Genomic DNA, 23613 nt, shown 5'->3' with positions numbered 1-23613 from the left:
ACAGATAGTTTTTTCATTAATCGCCACAATAAACCTTCTTTCGATTAAAAAAGCGCGCGTTTGACATTGCGAACAGCCTGGCGGATTCGGTGTTCATTTTCGACCAGAGAAATGCGTACATATCCCTCGCCCATATCGCCAAAACCAATACCGGGAGAAACCGCGAGTTCGGCCTCCTCCATGAGCTTGAGGGAAAAATTCATAGAACCGAGATACCGATACTTTTCTGGAATAGGCGCCCAAACAAACATCGACGCTTTGGGCTTGTTGACGGGCCAACCGATGCGATTGAGACCTTCTACCAGCGTATCCCTGCGACTCTGGTACATAGCGGCCGATTGCTGCACGCAGTCTTGCGGGCCATCAAGCGCGGAAATTGCAGCGACCTGTATGGGAGTAAAAACGCCGTAATCGTAGTAATTTTTAATCACGGAAAGCGCTTTAATCACCTCTGGATTTCCGAGGCAAAACCCGACGCGCCAACCAGCCATATTGTAGGACTTGGACATCGTGTAAAATTCAACCCCCACTTCTTTGGCACCCTTAACCTGTAAAAGACTCGGCACCACAGTGTCGTCAAACGCAATATCCGAATAGGCCATATCGTGAATAACAATAATATTTTGACGGCGGGCAAAATCCACAATCTCCTCAAAAAAAGAAATATCGACAGTAGCCGTGGTGGGATTGTGGGGAAAATTAAAAATCATCACTTTGGGTTTGGGCCACAATTCTCGCGGGATCATTTGCAGGTCTGGCACAAATTCTTTTTCCGGGCGCAAAGGCATGCTGAAGACATTGCCATTGGCAATCGCAACACCATAAAGATGCAGGGGATATGCCGGATTTGGCACAATGGCGAGATCGCCCGGATCGAGAAGCGCGAGACAAATATGCGCCAGTCCCTCTTTCGAGCCAATCGTGACAATAGCTTCTGTTTCCGGATCGAGATCAACGCCAAAACGGCGTTTGTAATGGCGACAAATCGCCCGCCTCAAAGCCGGAAGGCCCGCCGATGGCGAATATCCATGCGTCTTGGGGTCGCGGACAACCTCAGTGAGTTTATCGATAATATGTGGCGGCGTCGGCTGATCGGGATTGCCCATACCCAGATCAATAATATCAACGCCCTTGCGCCGCAGGTACATCTTGCGGGCATTGACCTCGTGAAAAACATAGGGCGGCAAGCGTTCAATGCGGCGAGAATTGATTTGCATACGATACTCTTTGAAAAGGGTCAGTCAACAACGATAATACCGTCAAGTAGCAATTTATAAGTCAAACTATCGACCAGTGCTGTCCAACTGGCTTCGATGACATTTTCAGATACACCCACAGTACTCCACACGCGCCGCCGATCAGAAGACTCGATCAGCACCCGCACTTTAGCTGCCGTACCATCGGCACTGGATAACACGCGCACCTTGTAGTCTTCAAGACGCACATCTTTCAGCATGGGATACTTGGGTTCAAGAGCCAGGCGCAATGCCGAGTCGAGGGCATTGACAGGACCATCGCCTTCGCCAACCGTGTGGTAGATCTGTCCTTCAATTTCTATTTTCACAATGGCTTCTACTTCAGAGCCTGCAGCACTTTTGCGATTGATCGTCCTGTAATTGATGAGCTTAAACGGTCTGCGAATACTGCCCAATATCTGGCGGGCGATAATTTCAAACGACGCTTCAGCGGCTTCAAAAACATAGCCCTCGTGTTCGAGTTGCTTAATTTTTTGCAGCAATTTCTGGACAGTTGGATGACGTTTGTCCAGGCCCGGAATCAGATGGTGCAATTTTGCAGCAACAGCCCCGCCGCCCGATTGTTCTGAAAGCAAAAAACGGCGCTGATTGCCTACAGATTCCGCATCGCAGTGTTCATACGCGACGGGTTGTTTGAGCATGGCATCGACGTGAACACCTGCTTTGTGTGCAAAAGCACTCTCGCCCACATAAGGTTGGCGGTGGTCGTGATAGACATTGGCGATTTCGCTGACAAACCGCGATAATTCCATGAGCTTTGTGAGATTTGTCGCGCCAATAGCCGTCTTCCCCAGCTTAAATTCAATATTTGGAATCACCGAACACAGGTTGGCATTGCCACAGCGCTCCCCATATCCATTGATCGTACCCTGCACATGCGTGGCACCCATTTCGAGTGCGACAATGCTATTGGCCACAGCCATTCCCGCATCATTGTGCGTGTGAATACCCAGAGGGACATCGAGCCTGGGTTGAATACCGCTGATAATCTGTTGTATCTGATATGGCATCGTACCGCCATTGGTGTCGCACAAAACGAGCACCTCTGCCCCGCCTTCTTGCGCAGCCAACAAAGTTTCCAGCGCGTATTCGGGATCGGCTTTATAACCGTCAAAAAAGTGCTCGGCATCGTAAATAACTTCTCGCCCGTTCTCCTTGAGCCAGGCACAAGAATCCCTGATAATTCGCAGGTTTTCGTCCAGTGTTGCCCGCAACACATCGGTCACGTGAAGCGTCCAGCTTTTCCCGAAGAGCGTGATGACCTCTGTTCCTGCCCTGAGCAAAGTGGTGAGGGTGGGATCGTCTTCGGGCGGATTGTCAACCCTGCATGTACTGCCAAAGGCGACAATTTTGGTGTTGTGAAATTCGAGATCGCGTACGCGGTCAAAAAATTCGAGATCCTTGGGATTCGTCGGATTGGGCCAACCGCCTTCAACATAGTGAATGCCCATCGCATCGAGATGCTGTGCAATCATGGTTTTGTCTTCAGCGGAAAATGAAATACCCTCTGCCTGCGCGCCGTCTCGAAGGGTCGAATCGTAGATTTGTACAAGTTCAGACATGTGATTTCCTCTGGTTTGGGTAAAGTTATCCAATATGGGTCATGCAAAACGATCCAATTCCCAAACCAATGGCTTCCGGGCAACGAGTGCCCGGATAATATCTCCTGCCTGTTCGCATGTGAGAATACATAATAACTCGCAAAAACGCCCGCGAGATGCGGGCGTAAAAAAGATTAAAAGCCCGTAACATAGGGAAGTTTATTGGCAACCTCCCGCACCGCATCGCGGCCTTCGAGGAGCATGCCTGTAGCATCCCACGCGCCTTCAATGAGTTGGAGCCGATTGCCTTCTGCAATCTGCAGATCGACTTCTATATCGCCAAATGTCAATTTTTTCTCTTTTAAATCAACAGTCATTTCCCGTTGTGGATCTGCTTCGGCAGCGTCCTGAATTTTGACAATATCCCCGGTCGAAGCCGTCAGACAAGGCACGCCCATAGCCGTGCAATTGCCCAAAAAAATTTCGGCAAAAGATTCGCCCACAATGGCACAAATCCCCCAGCGCATCAGCGCCTGAGGCGCGTGTTCTCTGGATGATCCACATCCAAAGTTGTCATTGGCGATGAGTACGGATGCGCCCTGATAGCGCGGATCATCAAATGGGTGATCGGGATTTGATTTGCGGTCGTCTTCAAATGCGTGCTCACCCAGGCCGTCAAACGTGATGGCGCGAAGATATCGCGCGGGAATAATGCGATCGGTATCGATGTCATTTCCCCGAACGGGAATCGCGCGCCCTTCTACCTGCTGAATCACTGATGAATTCATAAATAACCTTTCAATAGACGAATCAACGAATCAACGAATCTGCGAATCCCGCCCATCCTCCCAAAATCAGTGTGTATCGCCATTCGTCTATTCGTCTATTCGTCTATTCGCGCTTTTACATCGCGCGTACGTCAATAACCTCACCTGCGATAGCCGCGGCTGCGACCATTGCGGGACTCATCAAGAGCGTGCGTCCCGTGGGACTGCCCTGACGCCCTTTGAAATTGCGATTGCTCGACGACGCGCACACTTCGCGTCCCTGCAATTTGTCGGGATTCATAGCCAAACACATCGAACACCCCGCACCGCGCCATTCAAAGCCAGCATCTTCAAAAATGTGGTGCAAGCCTTCCGCTTCGGCTGTCTTGAGAACGGATTTGGACCCCGGCACAACAAGCGCTTTGACGCCATCGGCCACCTTGTGTCCCTCGGCGACTCTGGCAGCTTCTCTGAGGTCAGAGATACGGCTGTTGGTACACGACCCCACAAAAGCCACGTCAATCGGCATACCAGATATAGCCGTACCCGGTTTTAAGTCCATATAATCATACGCTTCGGCTGCAACATCGCGCTCATCGTCGGGCAGATCCGTCAGCGCCGGTACTTTTTCTGATACAAAAAGTGCCTGCCCCGGCGTGATACCCCATGTCACAGTAGGCTCAAGAGCGGAGCCATCGAGATGATAAACATCGTCGTAATCGGCATCGGCATCGGAAGCCATAGAACGCCACCAGGAAACCGCGCGATCAAAAGCTTCGCCCGAAGGTGCATAAGTGCGTCCCCGCAGATAGTCATAAGTCGTCTGATCGGGATTCACGTACCCCGCGCGCGCGCCGCCTTCAATAGACATATTGCACACCGACATGCGCGCTTCCATATCCATAGCTTCAATAGCGGATCCGGCATATTCGTAAGCATAGCCCGTACCGCCTTTTACGCCGAGATTGCGAATAATATTGAGAATGACATCTTTGGCGTAAACCCCCTTGCCCAGCGTGCCTGATACTTCAATGCGGCGCACTTTGAGAGGATCCATCGCCAGGCATTGTGTGGCAAGCACATCGCGCACCTGCGAGGTGCCAATGCCAAATGCAATGGCGCCATAAGCTCCGTGCGTTGAAGTGTGGCTATCGCCGCAGGCAATGGTCATGCCCGGCTGTGTCAGACCCAGTTCAGGACCAATAACGTGGACAATACCCTGACGCTCGTCGTCGAGCCCAAAAAAAGAAAGGCCAAACTGTTGGGCATTTTCTTCGATGGCGATCATCATGTCCTCGGCCATCTCATCGGCAAATGGGCGTGCCACATCGCTTGTGGGCACAATGTGATCAACCGTGGCAAATGTGCGATCTGGATACGCAATGGTGAGACCCAGCTCTCTGAGCATATCAAAAGCCTGCGGGCTGGTAACCTCGTGAACGAGATGCAGGCCGATAAACAACTGCGTCTGCCCCGAAGGCAGCGTTCGCACCGCATGCGCATCCCAAACTTTGTGAAATAAACTTTGACCCATCTATAACCTCTATTCTAAACGGTTGGTTCTCGCTCCTTGTGATTGTCTTGCTGAATGGCCAGGCGATTGAGCGCATCGAGAAAAGCTTTGGCACTGGCTTCGATAATATCGGTTGAAACGCCGCGTCCCCTGGTCAGGCGTCCATTGCACGACACATTGACCGTGACTTCTCCCATCGCTTCGGCACCCCCGGTAACGCCGCGGATAGTATATTCTTCCACTTTTGTATTTGTATTATCTGTGGCTTTCTTGATCGCCCGATACGTTGCATCTACCGGTCCATCGCCCCAGGCAGATTCCTGGACGTGGTTTTTACCGTCAATACCAATGCGAACCGTCGCAGAGGGAACCGTACCGGTGCCACTCACAGTATGCAAATAGTCCAGCACGAACCGCATGGGAAAGTCTCGAATTTCATCTTCCACAATAGCCATGAGATCTTCGTCATAAACTTCCTTCTTTTTATCTGCAACTTTGACAAAACGCTCATAAGCGATATTTAATTCATCCTGATTGAGATGATAGCCGAGCTCTTCCAGACGATGGCGCAATGCGTGGCGACCAGAACGCGCCGTAAGCACAATACTCGATTCTTCCCAGCCCACAGATTTGGGATCGATAATTTCGAAATTTTCGCGGTCCTTGAGTACCCCGTCCTGATGGATACCCGAACTATGTGCAAATGCATTGGCTCCTACAATGGGCTTGTTGGGCGGAACGACAATACCCATGAGGCGGCTGACCAGACGGCTCGTATTTACGATTTCGCGCGTCTTGATATCCGTATAGAGATCGAAATAATCCCCGCGCGTCTTGACGGCCATAACCACTTCTTCAAGCGAGGTATTGCCCGCGCGTTCACCCAACCCATTAACCGTGCATTCGACCTGACGCGCGCCATTTCTGAGTGCTTCGAGAGCATTGATAGTCGCCATGCCCAAATCGTCGTGGCAGTGGACACTGATAATGGCGCGATCGACATTGGGCACTTTCTCGCAAATATTGCGAATAATGCGGCCAAACTGGTCGGGAACGGCGTAGCCCACGGTATCGGGTATATTGATGGTTGTCGCACCCGCTTCAATGGTAGCCTCGATCACGTCGAGGAGATATTGCGGCTCTGTGCGCGCAGCATCCATCGGCGAAAACTCCACATCGTCGCAATGCGACTTAGCTCGCGCAACCGCATCAACAGCCATTTGCAGAACTTGAGCGGGCGTTTTGCCAACCATGGAAATATGGAGCGGCGATGTCCCAATAAACGTGTGTATGCGCGGATTTGGCGCATCTTTCAAAGCTTCACCTGCGCGGTCAATATCTTTGAAAATTGCGCGAGACAGACCGCAAATAACAGGACCTTCAACCTCGTGTGCGATACGCCGCACGGCATTGAAGTCCTGATCGGACGATATGGGAAATCCGGCCTCGATAACATCGACATTGAGCCGCGCGAGTTGATGGGCAATTTCAACTTTTTCGCGCAACGCGAGCGAAGCCCCCGGCGTCTGTTCCGCGTCTCTCAAAGTGGTATCAAAAATAATGACGCGGTCTTTATTTTTCGCGTTTGACATTGTTATTCCCTAAAACATGCCAGAATCGAAGAGGAAATGGGCAGATGGAACGCTCTGGCGGTCTATCCCCATCTGCCAAACGAGAGCGAGTTCTTCGGTAAGATCACCGAGATCGGGATCCATCTGCATCACCTCCTTATTGTGTCGCGGAATCTCGCAACAGGGCAACTGTGCCTGTACGCGCGATTTCCTCGATGCCAAAAGAACTGAGCATGCCAATGATAGCTTGAATTTTATCATTTTTGCCCGTAACCTCTATGGTCATCGATCTGGGACATACATCGACAATATTTGAGCGAAACACTTCGGCAATTTGGATAATTTCTGCACGCGTTGTTGTATCGGCTTTGACCTTGACCAACATGAGTTCGCGTTCAACAAATTGGCCCTGTGTAATATCGATCACGCGAATGACGTCAATGAGGCGATCCAATTGCTTGACCACTTGCTCGAGCACGCTATCGTCGCCACCGACGACAATGGTCATGCGAGAAATACTCGGGTCTTCTGTCTCGCCAACGGACAGACTATCGATATTGAATCCGCGACTGGAAAAAAGGCCTGCAACGCGGCACAGAACGCCAAAATGATTTTCGACCAGGGCACTTATCGTGTGTTTGTGAGTCATTAAACATTTCCCGAATACATGAAGTGACAACGACCTATGAGTAAATCACAGGCTCTGTCCTTATTATGGGTGTTGTCGCAAGAGTTGGGGAAAGAGCCTGAAACTAATGAATGATAATAGATAGAAAAAGGCTCACGAGCAGGAGAAGGTGCAGAATGAGCAGAACTCGCCCTGCAATAGAAAGGCGCAAAGAACGGATACGCAGTTGTACACCGTCTCGCATGGTGGAAATCGCCAATGTAGAAATTGAGCGCATAATAGAAGACTTGGGAAAAGAAGTAATAATGTATTTTAGATTGAATAACTTACGCAATCTCAGTGGAATATGTCAAGAAAAAATATCATTTCGCAATCAGCCCACCCCATCTCTGCCCGTGATCTTATATCACCAGATCACGACGCACCCCTCGCATATCCATCTCAAATTCAATATCGACCACTGGCGGCCGGGTAAAGTGCCAGCGGAAACCGTGCCGTCGGGCTGGCCCAATGCGATTGAACAAAATATCCTCTACCAGCCCGTCCAGAGAATGCACCGTGTACACATCCACCGCATTGATCATCTCCCAAGCCCCACCCAGACCAAACAAACGCTCGACCATTACATCCACCACATAACTAACCTTCTCCCGCATCGCTTCTGCACTGATATCCCCACTGCGGACAATACCCTGCTCCACAAGTACCCCCTCGCGCAATTCCCCTGCCCCGGCGATCACCAGAGTCCGGGGTATATCAGTCGCTGCTGGCACCGTATAGGAAAATGCGTGCAGCACCGGTTCCCCCGGCGGATCGAACAGCGGTGCCACATTGGTGCGCGCTACTGGATTCAACTCTCCCACGTACAGGTCCCATGCCTTGAGCACCTGACAATAATCCCGATTGAAAGCAATGAACCCCGCCATCGTAAAAGGCGCAGGCGAACGCAATTCCATACCGCACAATGCCTGTAGATCTCGCCCGACCTCCTGCAAATGCGCCTCAACCCGATCAAACCCATGCCGCCAGGGCAGCGCCTGTTCCAGTGTCACATGGACAATCTCCCAGCCGGGATCGGCAATAACGCCGCAGGAATAGGGGTCAATACCCTTGAGAAAGTGGTAGTGCCCTTCTATCTTAGCAATCAACATGATAACTCTCTGTACAATTACAATCGCCCATTCGCCCTGAGCGTCAGCAGTGTACCCAGCGTCACCCAGCCGCGCCATTCGAGTTCGCAACCCGGACTCACGGCTTGCCAGGTAATATTCCACCCCCCATCTGCTTGTTGTCCCGCAACAATTGCATCGAGATTTGCCGCAATATCCTCTTCTCGAAAGTAATCGCGAAGCGGATGATCGGGCGTACTCGCCCAGTCGAGCGGCTTGCGGACATAGCCTGTAGCATTTGCATCGGCAACGAGACCCGCAGAAAACATCCCACCGACCAGACGCTCAATTTCGCGCTCTGCGCGCGCCCGGTCCGGCACATAATAGAGAAAAGTCAGCACCACACCCATTTCATGCATTTCCGCAGGTTGCAGATCGGCTATCTTTGACCAGCAGTACGTGGTCGCGCAATCTACCCACGCATGTTGAACGCGATTCTTGTGTAACAAACCAGCAATCGCAGCCGTTGGATTCAGAGATGCCGGTGGATTTTCAACTGTATTCCACCATGATGCTCGCGGATAGCGATGTGCAGAAGGCAACAACCACGGAACACCACCTTCGGGCGTAGTAATCTCCATCAAATAATCGCAGGCGCGCTGCACCATATCGGCATCAAAACCCACGGCATTGAGAAACTCAAGCGCGTGCTGCACCGGCACGGGTTGGCTTTCTGGACAGCGAATATCCGGTTCAAGGGCATGCCCAAATCCGCCATCTTCATTCTGATAGGCGCGAAGCGCTGTCAGCACCTGCTCCCGTGAACCCCCTTTGAAATGATAGGCAAACAACTGTCGCTCGAGCAGCCGCGCATTATTATAGATAAATTCTTCAGCGCGCTCAAAAATGTTGTGACTCATAGACTATCTTCCATTTCATCCCAACCCAATAAATTTGAGAAATGTCTTTTTCCCGCCCGTCTCTTTGCGCGCATTCCACGCTTCAACTCTGGCATAATAGGGTTCTTCTTCCCACGTCTCCCATTTTGCAATAGCCTTAATCTCACCCAATGGCGTGTACCCGTCGAGCTCATACGGACAATCGGTAGATTGGCTAATGCTGAGCAACTCGATATCGCCCTCTTCATCAAACTCGAGATCAAATGGATACCTTCTACAAGTCACCGGGCGATAATCGTAGATAGTACACAAATCGTCTTCACCCAGATATTGGCATCCGCTCTCGGTTCGGCGCAATCCCATAATGCGCTGGCCAGACCTCAGACGTATCCAGCCGGGTTGATCTTCGCCCCATTCAATCTCACTCGGCTTATAAAAATCGACAACATCACAAGCAGCCTGATCTGTGCCCTCAATAATGCGGCGCACATCTTCGTCGGTAACCAGAACAATGGGGTCTCGGCAGCAATTTCCACAGCGAGTGCAGCGAAACTTGAGCAAGTGTTTCCACTCTTGCGCCATATCGTCTCCTACGAATCTGCGAATCTGCGAATCTGCGAATCTACGAATCAGCGAATCTACGAATCAGCGAATGGAGTTTGCGCTGACTCTGGGTGGTAGGGTGGGGTTCGTCTATTCGCGCTTTTCTCGTCTATTCGTCTATTCGTCTATTCGCCCTGACCTTTTGCTCCAACCAGTCCTTCGTGATTTCAAGACCAAAACCGGGGGCATTGCTCGGAATGAGATAACCGTCTTTGATCACAGGGGTTCCCGGCAGCGCGACGCGTTCTTCAAGCGGGACGCCTGGAGGCGATACCCCTTCGGAACGCTCGCCCCACTGTATCGCCGGCATAGCATAAGAAAGGTGCTGACCATAGGGATAATTCATGCCCGCGTGGCTGATAACCGTTAGCCCATGCGCCTCGGCAATATGGCATATTCGCATCAAAGCCGTGACACCACCTGCCCACTGAATATCGGGCTGCAAAATATCGACAAGCCCCTGGCTCGCGGCTGTAGCAAAGGGATGAATGGTGTACCAGTGTTCGCCCGTTGCGAGAATCTGCCCGGGGACGCGCTGGCGCACTTTCATATAGCTTTCCATATCTTCGGGCAGCACGTAATCTTCAAGCCACTTGAGGCGATACGGCCTCAGAGCTTCGACGAGGCGAACCGTGTACTCGACATTGAGCGACATCCACGCATCGAGCATGAGTTCCACATCATCGCCAATCTGCTCGCGCGTTTTTGCAACCAGCTCTTCAGTCTTATTTATCCCCTCAATACCGGACTCCGGTCCATATCGCGCAAAAAGCTTGACCGCCTTGAAACCCAATTCGAGAAACCATTCAATGCTATTTTCCGTACCATAAGATATATCTGTATTGCTGGCATAACAGAAAATTTTTTCTTTTTGAGGACCGCCCAAAAGCTCGTAAACAGGACGCTGCAAAATTTTTCCTTTCAAGTCCCACAGGGCATTATCCACAGCACTGATGGCATAGCTGGACAAACCCGCCGTATGATAAGGCGAAGAAGCGCGGCGCATCATATCCCATAACTTTTCAGTCGCCATGCAATTTTGCCCTTCGAGCAAAGGGGCAAAATGATCGTTGATAATACTGAGCACCGGACCGCTATTGATGGTGAAACCAATTCCCCAGGTGCCGTCATGCGCGGTCACGACACAGGCTGCGCGGGTCCAATTTGAACTCCACTTCGATTTTTTAAATTCGGGATATCGCGCCATAGGGCTAATAAACCCATCTGTGGGCAGCTTTGGGACGCGAGGTTCTGTTTTTTGATCGGGAGAAATATCGACGGCAACTGCGCGGATATCTTTGATTTTCATAATTGTTCCTCTTAAAAAGCAACGGCGTATCCATCTCGCCTGGGATCTGAACCGCCCATCAGGGTCCCGGTCTCGGGATTGATCTGAATGGCCTGTGCATTTCCCGGCCCACCCCAATTTGAGAGGTAGCGAAGGTCGTGACCTTTCCGAGCCAGAGCTTCGCACTCGATTGTAGGAAAACGGCTTTCGAGTTGAAGCACATCTTCGCAGGTATGGGGAACCGTGGATTCCATGGGATTTTGCAAAGAACGCCAGCGGGGGGCTTCAACAGCCTCTTGAGGCGTCATGCCAAATTCCAGAATATGTGTCACCAATTGCAAATTCGTCTGCACCTGTGTATCTGCGCCCGGGGTGCCGCATATCAGAACGGGTTTACCGTCTTTCGCGACAATAACGGGATTCATAGTGTGGCGAACTCGCTTGCCGGGCATCAGACAATTGGGATGATCTTTTTCCAGATGCCAGTAAGTCATGCGATTGTTGAGAAGAATACCCGTATCCCCCGCAATAAGACTTGCCCCCCAGCCAGATTGAATACTCTGCAATTGACAAACCGCGTTGCCCTCGCCGTCAGCTACGCAGAAACATGTAGTATCCTCAACCGATTCCGGGATACCGGGCGGAACGTGGATAGCAGCGCGTTCGAGGTCAATACACGCAGCGCGCTCTTTTGCATATTCTTTCGAAAGAAGTCCTTCAACCGGCACATCAATCCAATCTGGATCAGCCACGTATTTTTCTCGGTCTGCAAAAGCGAGTTTCTTGGCTTCGACCATAAGGTGGATACTCTCGGCAGTATTGCAACCCAGCGCCTGAAGATCAAAATTTTCGACAATATTGAGTTCTTGAAGTAAAATATGCCCACTCGAATTGGGCGGCGTTTCATACACCGTATAATCTTTGTAAGTCACGGCAATGGGATCGCCAATGCGGGCGCAATGGTTTTTCAAATCGGCTTCGGTAAACAAACCACCTCGCGACTGGCTGAATGCAACAAGTGCCCGGGCTATTTCACCCGTGCGATAGGCGTCGCGGCCCTCTGCGGCGATTTTTCGCAAGGTCTTACCCAAGTCCTTCTGATAAACTATATCTCCGGGACTGAGAGGCTGACCATCATTTGTAAAAACCGCCCGCGTATATGGATCGGATGCAAAGCGTCTTGTTTCTCCCCGCAAGCTATCCGCCAATTTGTGACTGAGCGGAAAACCGTCTTCGCAAAAGGCGATTGCCGGCGCAAAAATATCTTCGAGCGGGCGCGTGCCAAAGTGCTCGTGAGCAACGAGCCAGCCATCTACCAGGCCGGGGATGGAAACGCTCAGAATACCTTTCATTGGAATACCACCGCGTTGGAGATAAAATTCTCGGGTCGCGCCCGTTGGGGCTGCGCCAGTGGCATTGATGGCAGATACGGTACCCGTCTTAGCCGAGTAAATTAAAATAAAACCATCCCCCCCTGCGCCTGAAGATTGCGGTTCAACCACACCGAGCGCAGCGGCTGTAGCAATGGCGGCATCAATGGCATTGCCTCCGGCCTTCATAATCTGAATACCTGCTTGAGAAGCGAGATGGTGTCCCGACGTAACCACGCCATTCCTACCCATAATGGACGGCCTGAAGGCGGGATAGGCAATTGCATGAGGAGAAGACATAATGTACTCCTGAGGCGATTTTTTGATAAAAAGTGATAAAAGTGTTTTGTCAACGCCCGCGCCCGTATTCTCAGATACACCTTGACAAAATGCCATGAGGCCACTAATTTTCGGCTTTCTGTTTTCAGTACTGATATTACACACGGGCGCATTAAAATGCGTAATATCAGTTCCTCCCTTATTCCCTATTTCGTCTCCAATGGCAACTATTCTTCTTCTCGCAGACGAAGCCTACGGCGCGCGTCTCAAATCAGACCTCGAATACATCGGGCATCAAGTTGAACACGTGATTTTGAGGGGGCGGAGCAATTTGCCACCCATACCCACCAACGGCATTGACTTGACCATCATTGACCCCGAGTCCTCCCTCGATCGCCTCGCACAGGCCATTGCGCACCTTCAACAACAGCGCCCTGCCAACGACAGTTCCCTACTCGTCATCACCGATGAAATGACCGCACTCAACCTCGACTTTTCACTCGGCATTTCAGATTTTATCATCAAGCCCTATAGCCTGCGCGAGTTCGAAGCCCGCCTGCGCCTGGCTCTTTGGAACGACGACCATCCCCCCGACGACCACACCTTAAAAATAGACGACCTCGTCATCAATATGGCGCGCTATGAAGTGCGCGTCAAGGGCAGTGTTGTCGAACTCACACTAAAAGAATACGAACTACTCAAACATCTGGTCACCCACGAGACCCGCGTATTTACCCGATCAGACCTGCTCGACAGCATCTGGGGCTATGACTATTACGGCGGCATGCGCACCGTTGATGTACACATTCGCCGCTTGCGCTCCAAACTCGGCGAATCGGGCAGAGCCATTACCACAGTACGCGGTGTCGGCTACAAATTTGATCCTCCATAATATTAAAATAGCTCCCGACACACCACAAACCCCAGAAGCACGCTCCTGGGGTTTATTTTTTTAGAATATCCTGTGCTCGCGCCTGTGCCCAGGCTCGCAGCGGAACATCATCCCAATTCTTAGTCAGCCAGTATTGTGACGAAGGGTGAAAATCTGGTTCTGGACCAAGCGGGTCTTTTCCCGATGCCAGCGCGCCCAACAACTGACGCCGAATTGGCGAACTCCGTTCAATAAGCTCCGCATCCTGCGCGATATAATCAGTCGGACGAAGCCAACGATAATTATAGCCCACATGCATAATCTTTCGCGTTTTTCTCGACAAATTGGGACCCACACAGTGCCAAACAGCGGTTCGCCACAACACCGCAGAACCAGCCCGCAACTTGAGCTCAACCGCCTCTTCCGGATTGACTTCGCGCCCCATTTCCCGCAATTCTTCTGGCTTGCGCTTGTGACTGCCTGGCACCAACCACAGATTGCCACAATTGGATTCGGTCATATCGTAAAGCACGTAAAAAACCTTAATCTCCATAAACGGGAGACGTCCATCGAGCGAAGGTCCCAGAAATAGCGTATCGCTCGCCAAATCGGGATGCCATGCAACATTGCGGTACCCAACCTCCTGATCTTCGCCCTTGCCAACGCCAACATCACCTGCTTTCAAACCCTCGGGATACGGCGGTCGATAGTCCAGATGCGTAGTTCGAATCTGAATATTCCAGCCAATCGCATCCACCACCATAGGCAGCATGCGCGGATGATCGATCAAATCGAGAAACGCCTCGTGCTGCGACAGGGCATTGCGCACGGCAAAAGGATCATCAGGTCCCAGACCCTCGGCCTCTCGAATCCGCTCTGCCACCTCATCAATAGCCAGCAAAAGCCGATTCACCTCGTCCTGAGTAAAGAAATCCTCGAGAATAACAAATCCCTTTTCATCAAAATCTCTCTCTTGCTGCTCTGTCATCGCAAGAGCCATAAATACCTCCTTATAACCTGCATATCCAGGTATCTCGCCAGACTGAAGAATATTTCGAATCGAATATACTCATCACCTGCAAATAATTCAAGACACAACTGATTTAAAAAAACACCCAAGCTCTAAACCTCACATAAATCCCAATGCCCATAAACCTGTTTATTTTTTACCATCGAGAATTATATTGTCACACCGGCGCACACCTCGTATTTCTCACCCCTTCGCGCCGGATACACAGGACACGGGATTTGATCTCGTCCTCCAAGGGAGAATGCTATGCCAGAGACTATTGTGGGTCGCGTTTCCGATATCATTGGTGGAACGCCGATGGTGCGGTTAGAGAATTTGTCGCCAGCGGGGGGCGCTACCATTCTGGCCAAAATGGAATATCTCAATCCGGGTGGCAGCGTGAAAGACCGCATCGCGCTAAGTATGATTCGAGATGCTGAGAAAGCCAAAACACTCAAACCCGGCATGACCATTGTAGAGGCGACCAGTGGAAATACCGGAATCGGCCTGGCGATGTTATGTGCCAAACTCAAATATCGTCTGGTATTGACAATGCCTGAGACAATGAGTTTTGAACGACGGGCACTGGTAACCAGATACGGGGCCGAAGTGGTCATCACACCCGGCTCGGGCGATATGGATGGCGCAAAACAGCGGGCGCAGGAGATCGTAAAAAAGAATGCAAATTGCATTGAGTTAAAGCAGTTTGACAATCCTGCCAATCCAGAAGCCCATCGACAGACCACAGGGCCAGAAATAGTAAAAGCAACAGGGGGAAAGATAACGGCTTTTGTGTCAGGAGTAGGGACAGGTGGGACAATTACGGGTGTAGGCGAAGTACTCAAGGCAGAAGTGCCAGATGCAAAAGTAGTGGCTGTTGAGCCTGCGGGTTCGGCTGTATTAAGTGGTAAAAGCCGGGGTCCTCACGCGATCGAGGGAATTGGAGCGGGATTTATTCCATCGATTTTAAATTGCAATATACTGGATGAGGTAATCACAATAGAAGATCGCGAGGCATTTGACATGACGGAAACTCTGGCGCGAGAAGAGGCATTATTGGTCGGAATTTCTTCGGGGGCAAATGTACTGGCGGCCCGGCGCGTGGCCCAGAGGCTTTCGAGCAATGACGTAGTCGTGACAGTACTGTGTGATACGGGAACGCGATATTTCAGTATTGAAGAATATTTTCGGCGTGACGAAGTGCAAAATGTAAATGCACTTCTATAGGGAAATGAAGGTATGAATCTGAGCGGGAAAGAGCGATCATTTGAAGCGCAATTTCGCAAAAAACTCTCTATCTGGCCCAAAGAAAGTCCCTGGCCAGGCATTGGGGTATGTGTAATCTTGTCGTGGGCAGCAATATATTTAAACACATTGCCTTTTCCTCCGTTTACACTGTCCTCGGGCCAGCATCCCCTGAGCGCAGTATTACTGGCATTGTTATTGGGCCTGCTATTGTGCAATGCGATGCCGTCAACAGCAAAACTGAAGCCTGGCATAGATACAGTGGTGCAAAAGTGGCTACCCGTTGGAATTGTGCTCCTGGGTGCGCGGTTGGATTTTTACGATTTGATTCGCGTCGCAGTGCAGGTCCTGATTGGTGCGACCATATTGATTGCAATAATTGTTGTATTCACCCATCTAATATCGCGCTGGCTTAACATCGAAAAAAAAATGGGGCTATTGATTGGTGTGGGCACAGGGGTTTGCGGAAGTTCTGCCATTGTAGCCCTCGCGCCCCTGATCAAAGCCAACAACGAAGAAATAACGTATTCGGTCGGGGTGATCAATCTGCTGGGCGTAGTGGCGATGCTGCTATTTCCCGTGGTTGGATCTCTGGCAATGCTGGATGCAGAAGTATATGGCATCTGGTGTGGATTGGGCATTCACGCAACACCACAGGTAATTGCCGCGGGATTCGCGCATGCAGGAGATGGGCAGACAGCGGGTGAAATGGCGACAATTGTCAAACTGGTGCGCATTTCACTATTGGGACCTGTCGTATTTGTGCTGGGGGCGTGGTTTGCTTATACGCAGCGACAGACGATTTATATCGATGAACCAGTGCGTTATTCCAGGCTGGTCCCGGGTTTTGTCGTCTTGTTTCTGGCAATGGCGCTGCTGCGAACCCTGGGCTTTTTGCCGGAAGTTACATTACATTTATCCGAGCAATTTGTGTTTGGTGCAGGCGATCGGCATATAGACCTGGCTGGCTTATTGAGCCAGAGCGGCAAGTGGATTATTATATGCGCGATGGCTGGAGTTGGATTATCTACGGCATTTGCTGCAATGAAAGCAGGCGGTATAAAACCGGTAATATTGGGCGTCTTATCAGCTATCACTCTGGCATTGCTGGGGCTGGGTGTTGCACAGTTATAAAAATAAGCCCCGAATTTACCAAAACATCCGAGGCTTTGATCCAACAATCGGCAGATTAATTCTCAGGAACTTGGCAGCAACTGGGCAACTTTGCATACGCATCAGTATCGGCCTTTTTGTCATTCGCCGCATAACCCACCTTGACAACAGCCTGCTCCAGGGCGGGAACACTGGTCATCTTGTCATCAAAAGTCACCTTCGCTGTTTTCGCATCCAGATTGACTTCCACGCTCTGAACGCCATCGACCTTTTTCAGGGCTTCCTCTATGGTATGCGAACACATAGCGCACTGCATCGTGGACAACTTCACCTCGACAGTCGTCGCCTCCGACTTTGACGAACAGCCGACCCATCCCGCCATGCCTATCGCTGTTGCGCCAATGACCAATAATGCAAAAATACGAGACTTCATAACACACCTCCTGATAAATGAATAACTTTGGGGTTTACATCGGGTGGGTTAAAAACCCACTCCTACGTCTTGCCTTTCATCTGCGTCTATCTGCGTTCATGCTCGAATTACTCGCCTTCATTCTGCGGATACATTCCGCTCCTTCCACAACGCATAAATCGCCGGAATCACCAGCAGTGTCAAAATCGTCGATGACACCATCCCCCCCACCATAGGCGCTGCAATGCGCTTCATCGCCTCGGACCCCGTGCCTGTGGACCACATAATCGGCAACAGACCAACCATCGTTGAAAACACCGTCATCAACTTGGGCCGCACCCGCTCCACAGCACCGGACATCACCGCCTGATTTAAGTCCGCCAGCGTCAAAACATCGCCTTTTTCGCGTCTAATACTCTCATAAGCCTGATCCAGATAAATCAGCATCACCACCCCTGTCTCGGCAGCCAATCCCGCCAGCGCGATAAATCCAACACCCACGGCAATACTCATATCGTAATCCAAAATATACATCAACCATATCCCACCGACCAGAGCAAAGGGCAGAGAAAGCATCACAATCGCGGTCTCAGTCACATTTCTAAAATTCAGATACAACAGCACAAAAATGATCGCCAGCGTCACGGGCACCACAACCTTCAGCTTTTTCTCTGCCCGCAACATATATTCATACTGACCGCTCCAGATCGCGGTGTATCCGGGTGGCATCTGCACCTGCTCCAACACCGCCTGTTGTGCCCGTGCGACATAAGTTCCCACATCCACACCTTCAATATCGACATAGACCCACGCATTTAACCGCGCATTCTCGCTCTTAATGCTCGGCGGTCCTTTCCGAATGCGCAGATCGGCCAACTGTCCAATGGGAATCTGCGCCCCCATCGGCGTGGGCACCAGCACGCGCCGAAGCGCGGGCAAATTGTCGCGCAACTCTCGCCCATAACGCAAATTCACCGGATAGCGCTCCAAACCCTCCACAGTATGCGTAATATTCATCCCGCCCAATGCCGACATAATAATATCCTGCACATCCCCAACCGTCAGCCCATAACGCGCAGCAGCCTGTCTATCGATCTCAAAATCCAGATAATTGCCACCTGCTGCGCGCTCGGCAAACACACTCAGCGTACCCGGCAAATCGCGCACCACTGTCTCGATTTCCTCGCCCAACATCTGCAAGGTCTCCAGATCATCTCCCACGACCTTGATACCCACAGGCGTCTTAATACCCGTTGAAAGCATATCGATGCGCGTCTTAATCGGCATAGTCCACGCATTGGTCAACCCCGGAAATTTCACCGCCTGGTTCAATTCCCGAATTAATTTTTGAGGCGTCATGCCTTCTCGCCACTCGGACTCGGGCTTGAGCATAATCGTCGTCTCAATCATCGACAACGGCGCCGGATCTGTCGCAGTCTCCGCCCGACCAATTTTGCCAAATACGTGTTCAACTTCCGGGAAAGTGCGGATAATTTTATCCGTCTGTTGCAACAGTGCCCGCGCCCTCGTAATCGATATCCCTGGCAATGTCGTGGGCATATACAACAGATCGCCCTCGTACAGAGGCGGCATAAATTCCGATCCAATTTTTTCCATAGGAAATAGCGCGTCCAACTTCACCAGTGCCCGATAAGTCAAACTCTGCGGCCGGTCTGAAAAACGCGACACCACGATATCCCGGAATGGAAACACCGTCACAAACAACACCAGCCCGCCCAACACCACAGTCAGCACCCGATGTCGCAGCACCCAATCAATCACGGGCCGGTACAGATAAATCAACGCGCGACTGATGGGATTCTCCGCCTCAGGCCGAATTTTGCCGCGCACAAAAAAAGTCATCAGCACCGGCACAACCGTAATCGCCAAAAATGCCGCCGCCGCCATAGCATAAGTTTTGGTATATGCGAGCGGCTTAAACAATCGTCCCTCCTGTGCCTCCAGCGCAAAAACCGGCAAAAACGACAGCGTAATAATCAGCAGCGAAAAAAACAGCGCAGGCCCCACCTCTTTCGAAGCAGCAATGATCATCTCGCTGTGCGACTTTGTCCCGCCATCGCGTTCGATATGCTTGTGGGCATTTTCGATCATCACAATAGCGGCATCCACCATCGCCCCAATGGCAATCGCAATACCCCCAAGAGACATGATATTCGAATTGACACCCTGGTGATACATCGCGGCAAACGCAATTAAAATCCCCATCGGCAATGTGAAAACAGCCACAAAAGCACTGCGAAAATGGAGCAAAAAAACGATACACACCACCGCCACGATCGCGATCTCTTCAATCAGCTTTTTTTGCAAATGATCAACCGCGCGCAGAATAAGCGCCGAGCGATCGTAATTGGCGACCACCACCACACCCTCGGGAAGACCGGGTTTGAGCGACGTCATCTTTTCTTTCACCCGATCAATAACTTTGAGCGCATTTTCCCCATACCGCATCACCACAATACCTCCCACCACCTCCCCCTCGCCATTCCATTCGGCCAATCCCCTTCTAAGCTCTGGCCCCACCTGCACAGTCGCAACATCTTTTACGCGAATCGGCGTACCGTGTTCATCCACGCCCAGGGCAATCTGCTCGATATCCGCCACAGATTGGATATACCCCAACCCACGCACCATAAATTCCGTCTCTGCCAGTTCGACCAATCGCCCTCCCACATCGCTATTGCTGCGCTGAATCGCCATCCGGACCTTCTGCAAAGGAATATTGTATGCCAGCAAGCGATTGGGATCCACAACCACCTGATACTGCTTCACAAATCCACCCACAGATGCCACTTCCGACACACCCTGCACACTGCTCAACTCATAACGCAAATACCAATCCTGAATCGAGCGCAATTCTGAAAGATCGTATCTCCCCGTTGTATCCAGCACCGTATATTGATAAACCCAGCCCACACCCGTCGCATCTGGCCCTAGTTTTGGCGTCACCCCTTGCGGCAATCTATCAGACGCGGAATTGAGATACTCTAACACCCGACTGCGCGCCCAGTACATATCCGTACCATCCTCAAAAATCACATACACATAAGACATGCCAAAAAACGAATATCCCCGCACCGTCTTTGCATAAGGAACGGACAACATCGCCGTCGTCAGCGGATACGTCACCTGATCTTCCACCACCTGCGGCGCCTGCCCCGAATATTCGCTAAACACGATCACCTGCACATCCGACAAATCGGGAATCGCATCCAGTGGCGTATTCAGCATCGCATACAACCCCCATCCAATCACCATCAAAGTAGCGATCACCACCAGGAACCGATTCTTCACACTCGCTTCAATAATTCGATTTAGCATCGCGTTCCAACCCCCTCAAAATACGCACCTCAATGTCCACCATGTCCACCATGACCACCAATATCCCTTTGCATCCCCGCCAGTGCAGCCTTCAAATTGCTCTCTGAATCGATCAAAAATTGCGCCGAAGTCACAATCTGCTCTCCCGGATTTAGCCCCTTCAGCACCTCATATCCATCCTCAGTCTCGACCCCGATATGAACCTCACGCGGCTCAAATCTGCCGTCTCCATGGGCCATCACAACAACCCTGCGCGTCCCCGAATGAATCACCGCCTGAGCGGGTATCACAATACCCTCACGCGCCACCTCGGGGCGAATCACCACATCGGCATACATATCCGGTTTAAGCGCACCATCTGCATTGTCAAAAACCATCCGCACCTGCACCGTGCGCGTCTTTTCATTCATAAACGGAAAAATATAATCCACTTTGCCTTCAAACTGCTCACCCGGCAAATAAGACAGCGACACCTCTGCGCGCTGCCCTTTGGAAACCCAGGGCATCTCGTATTCGTACACATCTGCATAAATCCACACCACCGACAGATCCGCAATGCGATACAGATGTTGACCCGACCCGATATACGCACCCTCCAGCACATCTTTGTGCGTCACAATCCCCGAACGAGGAGCCAGAATGGGCATTGTCCGCCCAACCCGTCGCGTCTTTTCCAACGCTGCAATCTGCCCCGCCGAAATATCCCAGTACAACAACCTTTGCCGCGCAGCAACGAGCAGATCGTCGGCACTTTGCGCCACATCTCGATCCACACCACCGCGCATTCTCTCCGCATAATCCAGAGCCGTCAAATACTCCTCCTGCGCTGCAACCAGTTCAGGGCTATAAAGCGCCAGCAAAGGCTGCCCCTTTTCCACCCACTGACCGGTATAATCCACATATAACTCTTCAACCCACCCGGCGATCTTACTATTCACATCCATAATCCGCGTCTCGTCGTAATCCACCCTGCCCACCGCACGCACCGTCCGCTTCAAAGGCTGCTTTTCCACCACCATCGTCTTCACACCAATATTCTGAATCGTCACAGGATCAATCTGCACGCTTCCATCCTGAACTGACGATGCATCAGTCTCCTTCTGCACCAGATCCATACCACAAATGGGACAACTACCCGGCTTATCCGACACCACCGTCGGGTGCATCGGACAGATATATGTTTCGCGATCCGCCTGCATCTCATGACTGTGCCCACCATCCACCTCTTTCTCCACCAGATCCATACCGCAGATTGGACAAGATCCGGGCTTATCCGACACCACCGTCGGATGCATCGGACAAATATATGTTTCCAACGCCTGCACCTGCTCTGTATGCGTATCTCCCGAAATCCAGACCCCGCCAACAAATCCCACAATCAATGATAGAATTGGAAGGAGATATTTCATCTCTCAACTCCTTTTTAAACGGACAGACACAGGCCTGCCCCTACCTCGCACCTAATGCCCCACCGCCGCCGCCAGATCCGCCACCCGTTTTTCATGCTCAATCACATGTCGATAATGTGCGATCTCAAAATTCAATAGCGTCACCTGATTATTCAACAACGTCAAAAAATCCACCTTATCCACCCGATACCCCGACAATGCCGACGCCAGCGACTGCTCTGCCTGAGGCAACATCGCAGAGCGAAACAACTCGGCACTTTCCCGGTGTTGTCTGACCTCAATAATTAGACGCTGAATCTCGTAGTGAATCTCCTGGCGTTCAGCAGCCTTTTGAGCCTCAACCTCTCGCAGATTGGCTCTCGCTTCTGCAATCTGCTGGCGTTGCTTGCGTCCGCCAAACACGGGAAGTGGAATACCTATACCAACAGATATAAAATCGCTTCCTTTCACCGGATCATTGGCCGCAAACACGCGCTGGCGATAACCCAAACTCACCGTCATATCCGGCCAAACATTTCTTCTCGCAACCTCAACCTCTGCTCGCCACATCAAAATCGATTGATCCATAGCTTTCAGGGATGGGTGCCTCTCATCGGCTTGAGCCAGCAAGACATCAATCGTCAGCGGCACGCCTGAAAGACCAATAGTATCTGGCGGCGCGCCCAAAGAACCTTGTGGAGACCGATTCAACACCAGATTCAAACGCGTCTCTGCCAATTGCTTTTTAGCCCGAAGAGCAATCAACTCCGTATCCAGTGCAGAAAGCGAAACCTGAGCTTTTAACACATCCTGTTGCAACCCTTTTCCAACGGCGTATTTCGTGCGAGCAATGCGAACCAGATCTTGCAACAAAACCCGATTCTTTTCCATAATCGCAATAGCACGGATCACATAAGCCAGATCAAAAAAAGGCTGCTTAATCGCATTGGCAATTACCAGTTCTCGGTCACGCAACAGCCATGCAACAGAGTCTGAGGCAAACTGGGCTGATCGCTCGCGCGCCCGCTGTTTTCCCGGAAAAGAAAACTTCTGACTGACCACAAATTGATTCCCACTCATCGGCGTACTACTCAAATTGAAATCGCTCAACGGCACATTGCTCACCTCAAAGCGAAAAGACGGATCTTCCAGCGCGCCCGCCTGCGGAATTTTCGCTTCAAAAGCAGCCAACCGCGCCCGCAGAACCGACAAATTGGGATTATTTTCCACAGCCTCCTGAATCAGCCCATCCAGATCCAGTTCATCTGCCCGCACAGGCAAAAAAGATATACCCATGAGGCATAGTCCGATCATGGCTCGGATAGCATACACAAGCCACCTCCAGAGAATTTATTAATAGAGAAAAACGACCGCAAAAAAGACATCATGCAGCAGGAAAAACGACAATCGGG

General features: G+C 51.2%; 19 protein-coding genes. 3 read left to right on the top strand and 16 right to left on the bottom strand.

Annotated elements, in window-relative coordinates:
• Nucleotides 1–44 precede the first annotated feature (44 nt).
• The 11 genes from F4Y39_17645 to ggt all read right to left on the bottom strand — a co-directional run bounded on the left by F4Y39_17645 (nt 45) and on the right by ggt (nt 12941).
• Nucleotides 45–1217 (bottom strand): aminotransferase class I/II-fold pyridoxal phosphate-dependent enzyme, encoded by a 1173-nt coding sequence (locus F4Y39_17645; protein ID MYC15550.1) that lies wholly within the window; start codon nt 1215–1217, stop codon nt 45–47.
• Nucleotides 1218–1237: 20 nt separating this feature from the next.
• Complete coding sequence (locus F4Y39_17640) at nt 1238–2818, bottom strand: citramalate synthase (GenBank protein ID MYC15549.1); 1581 nt, start codon at nt 2816–2818, stop codon at nt 1238–1240.
• 173 nt (nt 2819–2991) lie between these two features.
• The gene (locus F4Y39_17635) at nt 2992–3585 is read right to left on the bottom strand and encodes a 3-isopropylmalate dehydratase small subunit (GenBank protein MYC15548.1); all 594 of its coding nucleotides are present in this window, start codon (nt 3583–3585) and stop codon (nt 2992–2994) included.
• Between the two features lie 115 nt (nt 3586–3700).
• On the bottom strand, nt 3701–5098 hold the full coding sequence (leuC, locus tag F4Y39_17630; GenBank protein ID MYC15547.1) for a 3-isopropylmalate dehydratase large subunit: 1398 nt from the start codon (nt 5096–5098) through the stop codon (nt 3701–3703).
• Between the two features lie 14 nt (nt 5099–5112).
• Nucleotides 5113–6669 carry a 2-isopropylmalate synthase gene (locus F4Y39_17625; GenBank protein MYC15546.1) on the bottom strand — a complete coding sequence of 519 codons (1557 nt, stop codon included), beginning with the start codon at nt 6667–6669 and terminating at the stop codon, nt 5113–5115.
• Nucleotides 6670–6805: 136 nt separating this feature from the next.
• On the bottom strand, nt 6806–7297 hold the full coding sequence (gene ilvN / locus F4Y39_17620; GenBank protein ID MYC15545.1) for an acetolactate synthase small subunit: 492 nt from the start codon (nt 7295–7297) through the stop codon (nt 6806–6808).
• Between the two features lie 380 nt (nt 7298–7677).
• Nucleotides 7678–8427 (bottom strand): RidA family protein, encoded by a 750-nt coding sequence (locus F4Y39_17615; GenBank protein ID MYC15544.1) that lies wholly within the window; start codon nt 8425–8427, stop codon nt 7678–7680.
• 17 nt (nt 8428–8444) lie between these two features.
• Nucleotides 8445–9305, bottom strand: coding sequence for a hypothetical protein (locus F4Y39_17610; GenBank protein ID MYC15543.1), 861 nt, complete (start codon nt 9303–9305; stop codon nt 8445–8447).
• A 15-nt stretch (nt 9306–9320) separates the two neighbouring features.
• On the bottom strand, nt 9321–9866 hold the full coding sequence (locus F4Y39_17605; GenBank protein MYC15542.1) for a YkgJ family cysteine cluster protein: 546 nt from the start codon (nt 9864–9866) through the stop codon (nt 9321–9323).
• Between the two features lie 130 nt (nt 9867–9996).
• Nucleotides 9997–11196, bottom strand: a complete 1200-nt coding sequence (locus tag F4Y39_17600) for a hypothetical protein (GenBank protein ID MYC15541.1) — start codon at nt 11194–11196, stop codon at nt 9997–9999.
• Nucleotides 11197–11207: 11 nt separating this feature from the next.
• Complete coding sequence (ggt, locus tag F4Y39_17595) at nt 11208–12941, bottom strand: gamma-glutamyltransferase (GenBank protein MYC15540.1); 1734 nt, start codon at nt 12939–12941, stop codon at nt 11208–11210.
• Here ggt and F4Y39_17590 point away from each other — a divergent pair.
• Nucleotides 12940–13716, top strand: coding sequence for a response regulator transcription factor (locus tag F4Y39_17590; protein ID MYC15539.1), 777 nt, complete (start codon nt 12940–12942; stop codon nt 13714–13716). The genes ggt and F4Y39_17590 overlap by 2 nt on opposite strands.
• Before the next feature lie 52 nt (nt 13717–13768).
• Here F4Y39_17590 and F4Y39_17585 read toward each other — a convergent pair whose 3' ends face one another.
• Complete coding sequence (locus F4Y39_17585) at nt 13769–14695, bottom strand: phytanoyl-CoA dioxygenase family protein (GenBank protein ID MYC15538.1); 927 nt, start codon at nt 14693–14695, stop codon at nt 13769–13771.
• Nucleotides 14696–14971: 276 nt separating this feature from the next.
• On the opposite strand from F4Y39_17585, the gene cysK reads away from it, so the two are divergent.
• Together cysK and F4Y39_17575 are read left to right on the top strand one after the other, a co-directional pair.
• Nucleotides 14972–15931, top strand: a complete 960-nt coding sequence (gene cysK / locus F4Y39_17580) for a cysteine synthase A (GenBank protein MYC15537.1) — start codon at nt 14972–14974, stop codon at nt 15929–15931.
• A 12-nt stretch (nt 15932–15943) separates the two neighbouring features.
• The gene (locus F4Y39_17575; protein MYC15536.1) at nt 15944–17083 is read left to right on the top strand and encodes a putative sulfate exporter family transporter; all 1140 of its coding nucleotides are present in this window, start codon (nt 15944–15946) and stop codon (nt 17081–17083) included.
• A gap of 55 nt (nt 17084–17138) precedes the next feature.
• Here F4Y39_17575 and F4Y39_17570 read toward each other — a convergent pair whose 3' ends face one another.
• From F4Y39_17570 to F4Y39_17555, 4 genes are all read right to left on the bottom strand, one after another.
• A complete protein-coding gene (locus F4Y39_17570) occupies nt 17139–17495 on the bottom strand; it encodes a heavy-metal-associated domain-containing protein (GenBank protein MYC15535.1) in 357 nt (118 codons plus the stop codon).
• A 117-nt stretch (nt 17496–17612) separates the two neighbouring features.
• Nucleotides 17613–20813, bottom strand: a complete 3201-nt coding sequence (locus F4Y39_17565) for an efflux RND transporter permease subunit (protein ID MYC15534.1) — start codon at nt 20811–20813, stop codon at nt 17613–17615.
• Between the two features lie 29 nt (nt 20814–20842).
• Nucleotides 20843–22222 (bottom strand): efflux RND transporter periplasmic adaptor subunit, encoded by a 1380-nt coding sequence (locus tag F4Y39_17560; GenBank protein MYC15533.1) that lies wholly within the window; start codon nt 22220–22222, stop codon nt 20843–20845.
• 51 nt (nt 22223–22273) lie between these two features.
• Nucleotides 22274–23533, bottom strand: a complete 1260-nt coding sequence (locus F4Y39_17555; protein MYC15532.1) for a TolC family protein — start codon at nt 23531–23533, stop codon at nt 22274–22276.
• Between the last annotated feature and the right edge of the window lie 80 nt (nt 23534–23613).

It is taken from the genome of Gemmatimonadota bacterium, assembly GCA_009838845.1.
GTDB lineage: Bacteria > Latescibacterota > UBA2968 > UBA2968 > UBA2968 > VXRD01.
This window is presented reverse-complemented; position numbering and strand designations above follow the sequence as displayed.

Excerpts from the sequence above, each read along its gene's own strand:
- F4Y39_17645 (MYC15550.1), bottom strand. The coding sequence starts at position 1,217 with ATGCAAATCAATTCTCGCCGCATTGAACGCTTGCCGCCCTATGTTTTT.
- F4Y39_17640 (MYC15549.1), bottom strand. The coding sequence starts at position 2,818 with ATGTCTGAACTTGTACAAATCTACGATTCGACCCTTCGAGACGGCGCG.
- F4Y39_17635 (MYC15548.1), bottom strand. The coding sequence starts at position 3,585 with ATGAATTCATCAGTGATTCAGCAGGTAGAAGGGCGCGCGATTCCCGTT.
- leuC (MYC15547.1), bottom strand. The coding sequence starts at position 5,098 with ATGGGTCAAAGTTTATTTCACAAAGTTTGGGATGCGCATGCGGTGCGA.
- F4Y39_17625 (MYC15546.1), bottom strand. The coding sequence starts at position 6,669 with ATGTCAAACGCGAAAAATAAAGACCGCGTCATTATTTTTGATACCACT.
- ilvN (MYC15545.1), bottom strand. The coding sequence starts at position 7,297 with ATGACTCACAAACACACGATAAGTGCCCTGGTCGAAAATCATTTTGGC.
- F4Y39_17615 (MYC15544.1), bottom strand. The coding sequence starts at position 8,427 with ATGTTGATTGCTAAGATAGAAGGGCACTACCACTTTCTCAAGGGTATT.
- F4Y39_17610 (MYC15543.1), bottom strand. The coding sequence starts at position 9,305 with ATGAGTCACAACATTTTTGAGCGCGCTGAAGAATTTATCTATAATAAT.
- F4Y39_17605 (MYC15542.1), bottom strand. The coding sequence starts at position 9,866 with ATGGCGCAAGAGTGGAAACACTTGCTCAAGTTTCGCTGCACTCGCTGT.
- F4Y39_17600 (MYC15541.1), bottom strand. The coding sequence starts at position 11,196 with ATGAAAATCAAAGATATCCGCGCAGTTGCCGTCGATATTTCTCCCGAT.
- F4Y39_17590 (MYC15539.1), top strand. The coding sequence starts at position 12,940 with ATGAGGCCACTAATTTTCGGCTTTCTGTTTTCAGTACTGATATTACAC.
- ggt (MYC15540.1), bottom strand. The coding sequence starts at position 12,941 with ATGGCATTTTGTCAAGGTGTATCTGAGAATACGGGCGCGGGCGTTGAC.
- F4Y39_17585 (MYC15538.1), bottom strand. The coding sequence starts at position 14,695 with ATGGCTCTTGCGATGACAGAGCAGCAAGAGAGAGATTTTGATGAAAAG.
- cysK (MYC15537.1), top strand. The coding sequence starts at position 14,972 with ATGCCAGAGACTATTGTGGGTCGCGTTTCCGATATCATTGGTGGAACG.
- F4Y39_17575 (MYC15536.1), top strand. The coding sequence starts at position 15,944 with ATGAATCTGAGCGGGAAAGAGCGATCATTTGAAGCGCAATTTCGCAAA.
- F4Y39_17570 (MYC15535.1), bottom strand. The coding sequence starts at position 17,495 with ATGAAGTCTCGTATTTTTGCATTATTGGTCATTGGCGCAACAGCGATA.
- F4Y39_17565 (MYC15534.1), bottom strand. The coding sequence starts at position 20,813 with ATGCTAAATCGAATTATTGAAGCGAGTGTGAAGAATCGGTTCCTGGTG.
- F4Y39_17560 (MYC15533.1), bottom strand. The coding sequence starts at position 22,222 with ATGAAATATCTCCTTCCAATTCTATCATTGATTGTGGGATTTGTTGGC.